The organism is Paracidovorax sp. (assembly GCF_057642795.1).
In genome coordinates this window covers 25223-38904 of sequence record NZ_JBXYZY010000001.1, presented here as the reverse complement: position 1 = coordinate 38904, position 13682 = coordinate 25223, and the positions used below count along the sequence as shown (strand labels likewise).

The window sequence follows — 13682 nt, the reverse complement described above, 5'->3', positions numbered from 1 at the left end:
CCCGCTCCCCAAGCGGGCCATCTCCCGTGCTTCTCAGTCGCCGATGCGTGCCAGCGGCGCCCCGGCCACCTGGTAGCTGCCTACGGCCACCAGCCCGGCGATGCGGCCCGCGCGCGGCGCGGTGACCTGCATTTCCATCTTCATCGCCTCCATCACCGCGACCAGGTCGCCTTCGGCCACGGTGTCGCCCTCGGCCACCTTCCAGGCCTGCACGGTGCCGGCCACGGGAGCGGGCACGGCGCCCTCGTCCTGCACGCCAGAAGAAGCTGCCTGAGCGCCCGCCGCCCGCGCGCCCGGCACGGCCTGCAGGCCCTGCAGCAGCAGCGCGGGCAGGCCCAGCGCCACGCGGCGGCCGTCGATCTCGATGGCGGTGCGCACCAGCGCGGTATCCGGCAGCGGCTCGGCGCGGACTGCCGCGGCCAGGGTCTCTGCGAAGTCGGTTTCGATCCAGCGGGTGTGTACGCGCAGGCTCTCTCCGTTGGTGAAATCCGCGTGCTGCATCACCGCGCGGTGGAAGGGCAGCACCGAGGCCACGCCGCCGATGCGGAACTCCCGCAGCGCGCGGCGCGCCCGGGCGATGGCCTGCTCGCGCGTGGCGCCCGAGACGATGAGCTTGGCCATGAGCGAGTCGAAGGTGCCGGGAACGATGGAGCCGGCCTGCACGCCCGTATCGAGCCGCACGCCCGGGCCCGAGGGCGGCTCGAACTGGGTCACGCCGCCGGGCGTGGGCAAAAAGCCGCGGCCCACGTCTTCCGCGTTGATGCGGAATTCGAAGGAATGGCCCAGCGGCTCGGGCGTGCGCGTGATGCGCAGCGGCAGGCCTTCGGCGATGCGGAACTGCTCGACCACCAGGTCGATGCCCGTGGTCTGCTCGGTGACGGGGTGCTCCACCTGCAGGCGCGTGTTCACTTCTAGGAACGAGATCGCGCCCGTGCCCGAGAGCAGGAATTCCACCGTGCCGGCACTGGTGTAGCCGGCGGCGGCGCAGATGTCGCGCGCGGCGGTGTGGATGCGCTCGCGCTGCTGCGGCGTGAGGAAGGGCGCGGGCGCCTCTTCCACCAATTTCTGGTTGCGGCGCTGCAGGGAACAGTCGCGCGTGCCCAGCACCACCACGTTGCCGTGGGTGTCGCCCAGCACCTGCGCCTCGATGTGGCGCGGGCGGTCGAGGAACTGCTCCACGAAGCATTCGCCGCGGCCGAAGGCGGCCGTGGCCTCGCGCACGGCGGAGGCGTAGAGATCGGCCACCTCGTCCATGCGCCACGCGATCTTCATGCCGCGCCCGCCGCCGCCGAAAGCCGCCTTGATGATGATCGGCAGGCCGTGCTGCTCGGCGAAGGCCAGCACCTCGGACACGTCCTGCACCGGGCCGGCCGTGCCCTGCACCAGCGGCGCGCCCACCTGCAGCGCAAGCCGGCGCGCCTCAACCTTGTCGCCCAGGCGCTCGATGGCCTCGGGCGGCGGGCCGATCCAGGTCAGGCCCGCGCCGATCACGGCGCGTGCGAAGCCCGCGTTCTCCGAGAGGAACCCGTAGCCCGGGTGCACCGCATCGGCGCCGCTCTTGCGCGCTGCCTCCAGCAGCTTGTCGATGTGCAGGTAGGTGTCGGCCGGGCGGTCGCCGCCCAGGCCCCAGGCTTCATCGGCCATGCGCACGTGCAGGGCGTCGATGTCGGCATCGGCATAGACGGCGACGGAGGCGAGGCCGTAGTCGGTGCAGGCGCGGGCGATGCGGACGGCGATCTCGCCACGGTTGGCGATCAGGACTTTTTTCATGGATCGGTTCTCTGCCATTAGCAGATGGAGGGGTGGGCGATCAGGATTTCTTCCATGGCGCTCAGCAACGGGTCACGGGTTCGAAGGCACGGATGGGGCGAAAGCGCACCCAGGCGTTCACGGGGATCTGGCCCGCCAGGTCCAGGTGGTGCGGCGCGACGGCGCCGATGACGGGGTAGCCGCCGGTGAGCGGATGGTCGGCCAGGAACAGCACGGGCTGGCCGCTGGGCGGCACCTGGATGGCGCCGGTGGCGGTGCCTTCGCTGGGCAGTTCGTGATGGATGGCGCGGGCCAGGGGCTCCGCGCCCGCCAGGCGCAGGCCGATGCGGTTGGACTGGGGCGTGACCTGCCAGCGCTGGGCGCTCAGAAGCGCCACCGCCTCGGGCGTGAACCAGTCGGTGCGGGGGCCGAGCACCACGTCCAGCACCACGTCGGTCTCCAGCGTAGGCAGGTCTTGGGGAGCGGCTTCGGGCAGGCCGACGATGGCGCCGTGCGGCACGGGCCGCACGGCCAGCACGTCGCCAGCGGCCAGCGCGGGCGGGCCGACGCGGGCCAGGGTGTCGGTGGCGCAGCTGCCCAGCACGGGCTGCACGGCGAAGCCGCCGCGCACCGCCACATAGCTGCGCAGGCCGGCGTCGGGCTCGCCCACGGCGAGCACGTCGCCGTCGGCCAGGCCCAGCGGCTGCCAGCGGTGGACGGGCCAGTTGCGGCCTGCGGCATCGGTCAGCGTGAGCGGGCCGGCGGCTCCGGTGACGGCGACCACGGTGTCGCCACGGCTTTTCAGACGCAGGCCGCCACCGACGGCTTCCAGGCAGGCCTGCGTGACCGCATTGCCCACGAGGCGATTGGCGGCGCGGCAGGCGGACTGGTCCATGGCGCCGGAGGCGGACACGCCCTGCCCCGCCTGGCCGTGCCGGCCCAGATCCTGGAACAGGGTCTGCAGACCGGCGCCCAGCACCTGCAAAGCCGGGCCCTGCGCGGGTGATTCAGAGAGCTTTCCGGCTACAGCGCTTATCCCACCTGCGCATTCAGCTATGTTTTTAGTAGCAATATCGACGAAGCGCACGCGCCAGCCGGGCTGCAGCAACGCGGGCGGCTCGCGGTCGATGTCCCACATCGCCACCGGCGTGGTGCCGATGATCTGCCAGCCGCCCGGGCTGGCCTGTGGATAGACGCCGCTGAAGGTGCCGGCCAGCGCCACGGCGCCCGCCGGGATGCGGGTGCGCGGAGTGCTGCGGCGCGGCACGTCCAGGCTCGGATGACCGCCCGCCAGGTAGCCGAAGCCAGGCGCGAACCCGGTGAAGGCCACCGTGTATTCGCTGCCGGTGTGGCGGCGGATCAGCTCTTCGGGCGTGATGCCCAGCAGCTGCGCCACCTCGGCAAGGTCTTCGCCGTCGTAGCGGACGGGGATCTCCACCAGCGTGTCGCTTCGCTGCGCCGCGCCGCTCACGTCGCGCCGGGCGATGGCATCGGCCAGCGCGGCGAAGCTCTGCGCCGTGGGCCGGTAGCGGACCAGCACGGTGCGCGCGGCCGGCACCAGCTCTTCGATGCCCGCGATGGGCTCGCGCTGCAGCGAGGCATGCAGGGCCAGGGTCTGCGGCAGGTCGTCGAGCTCGACCAGCAGGGCGTCCAGGTTGACGGGAAGAAAGCGCAAGCGAAGAGCTCCGTCAGACGTGATACGCGCTGTCGGGCACGTCGGTGATGAACATGTGGCCCGGCGCGTGGGTGACGGCGAAGGGCACGCCCGAGGCCATCACCGCCGCCTGGGGCGTGACGCCGCAGGCCCAGAACACGGGCACCTCGCCGGGGCGGATCTCCACCGGATCGCCGAAGTCGGGCCGGGACAGGTCGGCGATGCCCAGCGCTGCCGGGTCGCCCACATGCACGGGCGCGCCGTGCACCGACGGAAAGCGGCCCGAGATGGAGACCGCATCGGCCACGCGGTCAGCCGGAATCGGCCGCATCGACACCACCAGCTCGCCGTGCAGGCGGCCTGCGGGCCGGCACTGCCGCTGCGTGCGGTACATGGGCACGTTGCAGCCCTGCGCGATGTGGCGCACCTCGATGCCGGCTTCCTGCAGCGGCGTTTCGAAAGTGAAACTGCAGCCGATCAGGAAGGTGACGAGGTCGGGGTGCTCGGCCCAGAGCGCGCTGGCGTCGGCCACCTCTTCGGTCAGCCGGCCGCCTCGCCAGACGCGGTAGAGGGGGATGTCGGTGCGCAGGTCGGCGCCTTCGGCCAGCACGGTGGCGTGGCGGCCGGCCTCGATCACGTCGAGCACCGGGCAGGGCTTGGGGTTGCGCTGCGCGTAGAGGAGAAAGTCCCAGGCCCACTCGCGCGGCAGGGCGATCATGTTGGCCTGGGTCATGCCCGGTGCGCGGCCGGCGGTGGGCTCGACCAGGCCGGCGCGGTAGCGGGCGCGGGCTTCGCGCGCGGCCTGCACGGCAGCGGCGCGAGCGGCTTCGAGGGGAGAATTCATGGGTGGCTCCGTTCTTCGGTCATGCCCGTCATGCGAAGGCGCGCAAGGCAATGCCCTCGCGCTCCAGCGCCTCCCGCACGGCACGCGCCATGGCCACGGCGCCGGGGCTGTCGCCGTGGACGCAGATGGAGTCGGCCCGCACGCGAGTCGTGCTGCCGTCGATGGCCTGCACCGTGCCTTCGCGCACCAGTTGCAGCATGCGGCGTGCGACCTCGTCGGCATCGTGCAGCACGGCGCCGGGCTCGCGCCGCGACACCAGCGTGCCCTGGGAGGTATAGGCGCGGTCGGCGAAGGCCTCGGCCACCACGCGCAGGCCGGCGTCCGCCGCCCAGCGCTCCAGCGGGGAGCCTGCCAGCACCACCAGCGCCAGCGATGCGTCGATGGCGCGGATGGCGGCGATCACATCGCGGGCCTGCCGCTCATCGTGCGCGATGGTGTTGTAGAGCGCGCCGTGCGGCTTGACGTAGGTCACGCGCGTGCCGGCGGCCGTGGCCAGGCCCTGCAGCGCGCCGATCTGGTAGATGACGTCGGCCACCAGATCGGTGCTCGCCACGTCCATGTTGCGGCGGCCGAAGCCGGCCAGATCGGGATAGGCGACGTGGGCGCCCACGGAAACGCTGCGCTCCCGGGCGGCGCGCAGCGTCGCCAGGATGCCCGCCGCATCGCCCGCATGGAAACCGCAGGCCACGTTGGCGCTGGTGACGATGCCGAGCATGGCGGCGTCGTCACCCATGCGCCAGGCGCCCAGGCTCTCGCCCAGGTCGCTGTTGAGGTCGATGTGCATGTGTGAAAGAACGGTGGGAAGACGTGTGAGGGGCAAGCTCAGTGGCCGGTGCTGGCCGACAGTTCTCGCCCCTGGGTTTCGGGCAGCAGCAGGCAGGCGATGACGACGATCAGGTAGGCGCCCGCCGCCATGTAGCCGATGGACACGCCCAGGGGCATGGTGGCGCTCATGTAGCCGATCATGGCAGGAAAGATCGAGCCCACGGCGCGGCCGAAGTTGTAGCAAAAGCCCTGGCCGGAGCCGCGGATGTGGCTGGGAAACAGCTCCGAGAGATAGGCCCCCATGCCAGAGAAGATGCCCGAGAGGAAAAAGCCCAGCGGAAAGCCCAGCACCATCATGGCCGCGTCGGTAATGGGCAGCTGGGTGTAGCAGGTGACCAGCACGCCGGCGCACACGGCGAACAAGATGAAGCAGCGGCGCCGGCCCAGGTGGTCCGAAAGCCAGGCGCTCGTGAGGTAGCCGGCGAACGAGCCGAAGATCAGCACCATCAGGTAGCCGCTGGTGCCCAGCACCGACAGGTGGCGCTCCATCTTCAGATAGGTGGGCAGCCAGGTGGTGACGGCGTAGTAGGCGCCCTGCATGCCGGTGGCCAGCAGGCTGGCGAACACCGTGGTGCGCAGCACGCCGGGGCTGAAGATCAGCCAGAAGCTGGCACTCTGGCCCGTGCGGGCCAGCTCGGCCTTGGTCTCACGAAACACGGCCGGCTCGCTGATGTTGCGGCGGATGTAGAGGATGAAGAGCGCCGGCAGCGCGCCCAGCCAGAACAGCACACGCCAGGCGTACTGCTGGTCCACCAGCGCATACACGGCCCAGAAGGCAACGGCCGACAGGCCCCAGCCCACCGCCCAGCTGCTCTGCACCAGGCCTACGGCCTTGCCGCGGTGGCGGGCACGGATCATCTCGGCGATCAGTACCGAGCCCACCGACCATTCGCCGCCGAAGCCCAGGCCCTGCAGCATGCGGGTGATGAAGAGCTGCTCGGCCGACTGGGTGAAGCCGCTCAGGAAGGTGAACAAGCTGAACCACAGCACCGTCAGCTGCAGGATGCGCACACGCCCGTAGCGGTCGGCCAGGATGCCCGCCAGCCAGCCGCCGACGGCCGAGCTGATGAGCGCACCCGTGGCGATGTAGCCCGCCTCGGCCTTGGTCATGCCCCAGACCAGGATGAAGGTCGGGATCATGAACGTATAGATCATGTAGTCGAATGCATCGACGCCATAGCCGACGAAGGCGGCGAAGAGCGTCTTGCGCTCTTCCTTGCTGGTTTCCTTGAGCCACATGGTGCGTGTTCCGTTTCTGCGAAGTGCGAAGAGTTCGGTGGAAGGGATGAAGGCCCACAGCGCAGAGCAATTACCGCGCCAACATCTCATCAAAGCACTACACATTGATGAAGCATTCAAATTGATTGTTCAACAATTACATTTTGATCGTTGATGGGGATTACCCGCATCCCCCTGGTGCTCCTGCGGCACCGCCGCGGTGCGGCGCGTCGGGTCCAGGCCGCTGCCGATACACTGAGTACCTCTGGCGGCTGCGCGGCTTTCCTGTGCGCGGCGCGCCTCCCCCCTCCTGCCTGCCTGTCCGTTGCCGATGAGCGAATCCCCCACCCAGAACCTGACGGAGCGCGTCAGCGACCAGATCCGCCGCCGCATCGTGGCCGGGGAACTGGCCCCGGGCCAGCGCCTGTCCGAAGCCGCGCTGGCCGAGAGCCTGGAAATCTCGCGCAACACGCTGCGCGAGGCCTTCCGCCTGCTGAGCAAGGAAGGGCTGCTCAAGCACGAGCCCAACCGGGGCGTGTCTGTGGCCGTGCCCAGCATCGCGTCCATCATCGACATCTACCGCGTGCGCCGGCTCATCGAATGCCAGGCACTGGCCCAGGCCTACCCACGCCACCCGGCCAAGAAGCATTTGCGCGATGCGGTCGATGCCGCCCAGCGCTGCCGCGACGCCGGCGACTGGCAGGGCGCCGGCACGGCCAACATGGAGTTCCACATGGCCGTGGTGGAACTGGCCGACAGCGAACGCCTGAACGTGATGTTCTCCCACCTGCTGGCCGAGCTGCGCCTGGCCTTCGGGCTGCTCAAGGACGCGGAATTCCTCCACGCGCCCTACGTGGAGATGAACGTCAAGATCGTCGAGCTGTTCGAGGCCGGCAAGCTGCAGGAGGCGTCGGCCGCGCTGCACGATTACCTCGTGCATTCGGAGCGCATTGTGCTGGCCGTCTATGCGCGGCGCATTTCCGAACGCTGAGGCGGCGATACACTGCGTTACGCTTGCACCGCCCCCGCCGCGCCGCAACCCGGACGGCAGGACGCAGCAGAACACCGAACTCACTTCAGGCACGCCATGCAGTCCACCGCAAACACCGTCGTCTACGGCACCGAAGACCTCCTCGTCAGCCTTTGCAACTCCGTCACGCGGGTGTTGAGCGTGGCCACGCAGAAGCCCCTGCACTACTCGGGCATGGTGCAGCGCATCACCAAGACGTGCCTGAAGCCCGACATCGGCTGCTTCGTGCTGTTCAACGGCGGCTTCTCGGGACTGGTCATCATCAACTTCTCGAAAGAGGCGGCGATGGAGATCTACCAGAGCTACCTGCTCAGCATGGGCATGTCGCAGGACGACCTCGCCAGCTCCTACACCTCCGACGAGGTCGCCAACGTGATGGGCGAGTTGATGAACCAGGTGGTGGGCGACTTCACCGGGAAGGTGCGCCGCGAACTGCAAACCCACATCACGCAGAACCAGCCCAAGATGCTGGTGCTGAACCAGCAGGTGGTGCTGGCCGTGGACGCCAACATGGACAAGCCCGAAGCCCGCCGCGTGACGTTCTACACGGCGTCCAACAACATCTTCTACCTGGAGCTGGCGATCGACCGCACCGAGTTCGTGAAGGTCCTGGACTTCGAACCGCAGGACACGCCCGATCCGGACGCACTGATGGCATCGCAAGGCGACGGCCACAGCCCCTCGCGACCTGCCGCGTCGCCGGCGCCCGCGCCTGCCCCAGCGACCGATACCGACGAGCTGCTGCGTTCGCTGGGCATGTGACCGGGCGGACCGCCGGTGCGAATGCTATTTTTTCGATAGCGAATAGTCCAATACGGATAAGCGCTCCAGCCTGAAAAGGCACCAAACTTGCTCTGCGCGCCGCCGCCGTGCCGGTGCGCGCCAGCCCCCTCCCCCACGGCTCTGCGCGGCCGGCCACGGCACTGCAGCGGCACCCGGGGAAAACCCCAGCCTGCAACCGCCCCTGAAGGCGTTGTTTTTTTCAAATCGTTAGCTAGACTAACTGATACCTGAAAAATCAATTCCCAGGAGTGCCTGCAGCCATGACCACCACCCTCTTTTCCCGCCGCCTGGAAGATACATGGCTGCTGTCCGGGGCCCGCACGCCGTGGGTGGACTACTGCGGACCGCTCGGTCTGGTGTCGCCCACCGACCTGGGCATCCATGCCGCGCGCGCGGCCCTCGATCGCAGCGGCATCGCGGCATCCAGCGTGGGATCCACGGTCGCGGCGTCGATGGCGCAGGCCGATTTCGACGCCTACATGCTGCCGCGCCACATCGGCCTGTATGCGGGCGTGCCGCTGCAGGCGCCGGCCATCGGCGTGCAGCGCATCTGCGGCAGCGGCTTCGAGCTGCTGCGCCAAGCCGCCGACCAGATCGCCCTCGGCTATGCCGACACGGTACTGGCCGTGGCTGCCGAGTCGATGACCCGCAACCCCATCTGCGCCTACACCCACCGCAGCGGCTTCCGTCTGGGCGCGCCGGTGGAGTTCAAGGACTTCCTCTGGGAAGCGCTGGACGACCCCGCGGCTCGCGTGTCGATGATCCAGACGGCCGAAAACCTGGCACGCAAGTACGGCATCACCCGCGCCGAGGTGGACGCCTATGCCGCCCGCTCCTTCGAGCGCGCCGTGGCCGCGCAAGCCGCCGGTCAATTTGATGCGGAGATCGCCCCCGTGCAGGACACGCACTTCGAGCTGGAGGGCTACCAGGCCCGCGGCATCCGCCTGCCGCGCAAGGCCGGCGTGCAGGCGCGCGACACGCATGTGCGCCCCTCGCCGCTGGACGTGCTGGCCACGCTGCGCCCGGTGTATGAAGGCGGCGTGCAGACCGCCGGCAACTCCGCCGCGCTGGTCGATGGCGCCGCCGCCGCCGTGGTCACCACCGGCGCCCGCGTGCGCGCCGAGGGCCTCAAGCCCCTGGCGCGGCTGGCCGGCGCCGCCGCGGCCGGCGTGCCGCCCGAGATCATGGGCATCGGCCCGGCGCCCGCCATCCGCGCGCTGCTGGAGCGCTGCGGCCTGCAGCTGGCCGACATCGACCTGATCGAGATCAACGAGGCGCAGGGCGCCCAGGTGCTGGCCTGTGCGCGCGAGCTGCAGCTGGACATGGACCGCCTGAACGTGAACGGCGGCTCCATCGCCATGGGCCATCCGCTCGCCGCCACCGGCCTGCGCCTGACGATCACCGCCGCGCACGAGCTGCGCCGGCGCGGTGGCCGCTGGGCCGTCGTCTCCGCCTGCGTGGGCGGCGGCCAGGGCATGGCCCTGTTGATCGAGAACACCGGCCTGTGAAGCCCCCCCAGAGTCATCTGCGGCGCCTTCCCCCTCCAGGGGGACGACGCCGGTGGCTTGGCAAAGCCAGTTCCACGGCGTCCGCGGGCCTGGCCTGCTCCGCGGCCACCGGAATGTCACGGCTTTGCATGCCGGCCATGGCTGCGCCCTGAATACACGAAGAAGAGAAAGATCGAAGCATGAAAGTCATTACCGCGGACCAGGTCGGTCCCCTCGTCGGCGACGGCGCCACCGTGTTCCTGGGCGGCATCGCCATGACCGGCCTGGCCGAAGAGGTACTGCAGGGGCTGGAGCGCCACTTCCTCGCCACGGGCCACCCGCGCCAGCTCACCACCTGGGCCTGTGGCGCCATCGGCAACAGCGGCGAGGGCGGCATGTCCCACCTCGCGCATTCCGGCATGGTGCGCCGCGTGGTGGCCGGCCACTTCGGCCAGACCGGCCCGCGCATGATGGCGCTGGTGCATGCCGGCGAGGTGGAGGCCTACAACTTCCCACAGGGCTCGCTCTCGCACCTCACGCGCCACATCGCGGCGCGCACGCCGGGCCTGCTCACGCAGGTGGGCCTGGGCACCTTCGTTGATCCGCGCATCGAAGGCGGCAAACTCAACAAGGCGTGCAGCGAAGACCTGGTCAAACTGATCGAATTCGACGGCAAGGAATGCCTCTTCTACCCCTGCCCGCGCATCGACGTGGCGCTGATCCGCGCCACCTATGCCGACGAGAACGGCAACCTGAGCCTGGACAAGGAAGGACTGCTGCTCGAGCAGCTCTCCATCGCGCAAGCAGCGCGCGCCTGCGGCGGCATCGTCATCGTCCAGGTCGAGGCCGTGGTCCAGGCTGGCAGCCTGCACCCCAAGTCGGTCAAGGTGCCGGGCTTCCTGGTGGACTACGTGGTGGTGGCCGAGCCGCGCAACCACCTGCAGACCATCACCACCGGGTTCAATCCCGCGCTCTCGGGCGACGTACGCATGCCCATGCACTCTGTGCCCTCGCTGCCGCTGGATGAGCGCAAGGTCATCGCCCGCCGCGCGGCGATGGAGCTGCAGCCCGGCGCGCTCACCAACCTGGGCGTCGGCATTCCGGCCGGCATTCCGGCCGTGGCCGCCGAAGAAGGCGCGGCCCATATGCTCAGCCTTTCGGTGGAATGCGGCGCCAACGGCGGCGTGCCGGCCTATGGCGGCGATTTCGGCCTGGCCTACAACGCCGAATCCATCATCGAGCAGTCCTCGCAATTCGACTTCTACGACGGCGGCGGCCTGGCCTGCAGCTTCCTGGGCCTGGCACAGACCGACGCCGCGGGTAACGTGAACGTGAGCAAGTTCAACGGCCGGCCCGTGGGCTGCGGCGGCTTCATCAACATCACCCGCTCCACGCCGCGCCTGGTGTTCTGCGGCACCTTCACGGCCGGCGGGCTGCAGCTGGAGGTGGGCGAGGGGCGCCTGTCCATCGTTCAGGAAGGCCGCTCGCGCAAGTTCGTCGAACAGGTCGAGCAGCTCACCTTCAACGGCCGCGACGCCGCGCTGCGCCAGCAGGAAGTGAGCTTCATCACCGAACGCGCGGTGCTGCGCCTGCGCCCCGAGGGCCTGGAGCTGACCGAGATCGCTCCGGGCATCGACCTGGAACGCGACGTGCTCGCGCACATGGGCTTCCGCCCGCTGATCCGTGACCTGCGCACCATGGACGCCGGCCTCTTCAGCGAGCGCTGGGGCGGACTGGCCGCGGCGCTGGGCGCCCGCTGATTCCGCCTCGCCTGCTCCGCAGCCACCGCACACTTCTTCAAGACCTCTTACCGGACACCCCCATGAGCACCATCACGCCTGAATTCACCCCCGCCGACGGCCTGCTGGCCCAGCTGAACGAGCTGCAGATCAGCTTCAGCGGCGCGGTCGCCCACATCCGCCTGAACCGCCCGGCCAAGCGCAACGCCATCAACGAGGCGCTGATGCAGCAGCTGCACACCGCGCTGATCCACCTGCCCGCCTCCGCGCAGGCGCTGGTCATCAGCGGCGAAGGCCAGCACTTCTGCGCCGGGCTCGATCTGTCGGACCTCTCCGAGCGCACCGTGGCCGAAGGCATCGCCCACTCGCGCGGCTGGCATGCCGTGATGGATGCACTGCAGTACTACCGCGTGCCCGTGGTGGCCGCGCTGCACGGCGCCGTGGTCGGCGGCGGGCTGGAGCTGGCCGCCGCCACCCACGTGCGCGTGGCCGACGCCACCACCTACTTCGGTCTGCCCGAAGGCCAGCGAGGGATCTTTGTGGGCGGCGGTGGTTCGGCCCGCATCCCGCGCCTGGTGGGCGTGGCCTGCATGAGCGACATGATGCTCACCGGCCGGGTGCTGGATGCGGAAGAAGGCCGCGAGCGTGGCCTGGCGCAGTACGTCGTGCCCGAGGGCGAGGCCCTGGACAAGGCCATCGCACTCGCCCGCCGCATCGCCACCAACGCGCCCCTCTCCAACTACGCCATCGTGCAGGCCCTGCCACGCATCGCCGACATGGCCCAGTCCGACGGCCTCTTCGTCGAATCGCTCATGTCGGCCATCGCCCAGGGCGACGACGCCGCCAAGCAGCGCCTGGCGGACTTCCTGCAGGGCCGCGCCGCCAAGGTGGTCAAGGCCGCCTGACCGCCCACACCACCCCGAACAAGGAGACGACACACCATGCCAACGAATTTCGAGAATCAGGCCGCCCTGGTCACCGGCTCGGGCTCCGGCCTGGGCGAGGCCGTGGCCCGCGCGCTGGCCCAGGCCGGCGCCCGCGTGGCGCTGCTGGACATCAACCTGGCCGGCGCCGAACGCGTGGCCGCCGACATCCGCGCCCAGGGCGGCCAGGCACTGGCGCTGCAGTGCGACATCAGCGATGAAGCCTCGGCCACCGCCGCGATCGAGGCCGCGGCCCAGGCCCACGGCGATGCGCGCATCCTCATGAACATCGCCGGCATCGGCGGCGCCAAGCGCGTGATCCAGCGCGACGGGGCGCCGGCGCCGCTGGCCGACTTCGAGCGCACCGTGCGCATCAACCTGGTGGGCACCTACAACATGGTGCGCCTGATGGCGGCGCGCGCCGCCAAGCTGGAGCCGCTGGAAGACGGCGCTCGCGGCGTGATCGTGAACACTGCCTCGGTCGCCGCCTTCGACGGCCAGGTGGGGCAGGAAGCCTATGCGGCCTCCAAGGCCGGCGTGGCCGGCATGACTCTGCCGCTGGCGCGCGATCTGGCGCAGTGGGGCATCCGCGTCTGCACCATCGCGCCGGGCATCTTCGCCACGCCGCTGCTCAAGGAACTGCCCGAGCCCGTGCAGCAGTCGCTGGCCGAATCCATTCCCTTCCCCAAGCGCCTGGGCCACCCCGAGGAATTCGCCGCGCTGGCCGTGCACATCGCCAGCAACGGCCACCTGAACGGCGAAGTGATCCGCCTGGACGGCGCCCTGCGCATGGCGCCGCGCTGAAAGCGGGCGGGCATCGCGCTCGCTCAATGACAAAGGGGGCACCTCCGTGCCCCCTTTGTCTTTCGGCCTGCGGCTGCGCTCAGCGCGCCACGCGGTCCAACAGGCTCATCAGCGTCTCGCGTTCCTCGGCCGACAGGCCGGCCGACATGCGGACTTCGTATTCTTCCAGGCGCTCGCTCAGCGTGCCCAGTCGCTGCTGGCCTTCTTCGGTGATCTCCAGCGAATAGCGGCGGCGGTCGCCCTCCACCTCCACGCGCCGGATCCAGCCCGCACCTTCCAGCGCATCCACCAGCTTGAGCACGCTGGGGCCGGCCACACCCAGTTCCTTGGCGAGCGCGGCCTGGTTGGTGCCGGGGTTCATGGCGATGAGCGAGAGCGCCGTCACGCGCGCGGGCGACATGTCCAGCGGCGACAGCATCTCGAAGAACAGATCGAAAGCACGCACCTGGGCCAGGCGCAGCTTGTAGCCCAGCGCATCGCTCTGGAAGTCATGGGCGGCCACGGCTGTCTTGCGGCTGCGGGATTTGGCGGGGGTGCGCTTGGCCGTGGCGGGCGACTCCGGCTCCGTGTTTCGATACATGCAGACTCCTTATCCGAGATAACGATCATAGATGCGTGAAGCCTGC

General features: G+C 69.7%; 13 protein-coding genes. 7 read left to right on the top strand and 6 right to left on the bottom strand.

Going from position 1 to position 13682, the window contains the following annotated elements:
- Window positions 1–33 precede the first annotated feature (33 nt).
- The 5 genes from AC3A84_RS00180 to AC3A84_RS00160 form a co-directional block, all read right to left on the bottom strand.
- Window positions 34–1770, bottom strand: a complete 1737-nt coding sequence (locus AC3A84_RS00180) for an acetyl/propionyl/methylcrotonyl-CoA carboxylase subunit alpha (RefSeq protein WP_487967754.1) — start codon at window positions 1768–1770, stop codon at window positions 34–36.
- A gap of 61 nt (window positions 1771–1831) precedes the next feature.
- Window positions 1832–3424 carry a 5-oxoprolinase subunit B/C family protein gene (locus AC3A84_RS00175; RefSeq protein WP_487967753.1) on the bottom strand — a complete coding sequence of 531 codons (1593 nt, stop codon included), beginning with the start codon at window positions 3422–3424 and terminating at the stop codon, window positions 1832–1834.
- 13 nt (window positions 3425–3437) lie between these two features.
- Complete coding sequence (locus AC3A84_RS00170) at window positions 3438–4247, bottom strand: putative hydro-lyase (protein WP_487967752.1); 810 nt, start codon at window positions 4245–4247, stop codon at window positions 3438–3440.
- Window positions 4248–4275: 28 nt separating this feature from the next.
- Entirely contained in the window at window positions 4276–5031 is a 756-nt protein-coding gene (locus AC3A84_RS00165) for a LamB/YcsF family protein (protein ID WP_487967751.1), read from the bottom strand.
- A gap of 38 nt (window positions 5032–5069) precedes the next feature.
- Window positions 5070–6311 (bottom strand): MFS transporter, encoded by a 1242-nt coding sequence (locus AC3A84_RS00160; RefSeq protein ID WP_487967750.1) that lies wholly within the window; start codon window positions 6309–6311, stop codon window positions 5070–5072.
- Here AC3A84_RS00160 and AC3A84_RS00155 point away from each other — a divergent pair.
- The 7 genes from AC3A84_RS00155 to AC3A84_RS00125 all read left to right on the top strand — a co-directional run bounded on the left by AC3A84_RS00155 (window position 6301) and on the right by AC3A84_RS00125 (window position 13056).
- Window positions 6301–6465, top strand: a complete 165-nt coding sequence (locus AC3A84_RS00155; protein WP_487967749.1) for a hypothetical protein — start codon at window positions 6301–6303, stop codon at window positions 6463–6465. The genes AC3A84_RS00160 and AC3A84_RS00155 overlap by 11 nt on opposite strands.
- A 156-nt stretch (window positions 6466–6621) precedes the next feature.
- Window positions 6622–7281 (top strand): GntR family transcriptional regulator, encoded by a 660-nt coding sequence (locus AC3A84_RS00150; RefSeq protein ID WP_487967748.1) that lies wholly within the window; start codon window positions 6622–6624, stop codon window positions 7279–7281.
- Window positions 7282–7377: 96 nt separating this feature from the next.
- Entirely contained in the window at window positions 7378–8082 is a 705-nt protein-coding gene (locus tag AC3A84_RS00145) for a DUF3334 family protein (RefSeq protein WP_487967747.1), read from the top strand.
- 281 nt (window positions 8083–8363) lie between these two features.
- Complete coding sequence (locus AC3A84_RS00140; protein WP_487967746.1) at window positions 8364–9611, top strand: thiolase family protein; 1248 nt, start codon at window positions 8364–8366, stop codon at window positions 9609–9611.
- 179 nt (window positions 9612–9790) lie between these two features.
- On the top strand, window positions 9791–11350 hold the full coding sequence (locus AC3A84_RS00135) for an acyl CoA:acetate/3-ketoacid CoA transferase (protein ID WP_487967745.1): 1560 nt from the start codon (window positions 9791–9793) through the stop codon (window positions 11348–11350).
- Between the two features lie 62 nt (window positions 11351–11412).
- A complete protein-coding gene (locus tag AC3A84_RS00130) occupies window positions 11413–12234 on the top strand; it encodes a crotonase/enoyl-CoA hydratase family protein (RefSeq protein ID WP_487967744.1) in 822 nt (273 codons plus the stop codon).
- Window positions 12235–12270: 36 nt separating this feature from the next.
- On the top strand, window positions 12271–13056 hold the full coding sequence (locus AC3A84_RS00125; protein ID WP_487967743.1) for an SDR family NAD(P)-dependent oxidoreductase: 786 nt from the start codon (window positions 12271–12273) through the stop codon (window positions 13054–13056).
- Window positions 13057–13135: 79 nt separating this feature from the next.
- On the opposite strand, the gene AC3A84_RS00120 is transcribed toward AC3A84_RS00125, so the two are convergent.
- Window positions 13136–13636 carry a MarR family winged helix-turn-helix transcriptional regulator gene (locus tag AC3A84_RS00120; RefSeq protein ID WP_487967742.1) on the bottom strand — a complete coding sequence of 167 codons (501 nt, stop codon included), beginning with the start codon at window positions 13634–13636 and terminating at the stop codon, window positions 13136–13138.
- Window positions 13637–13682: the final 46 nt, after the last annotated feature.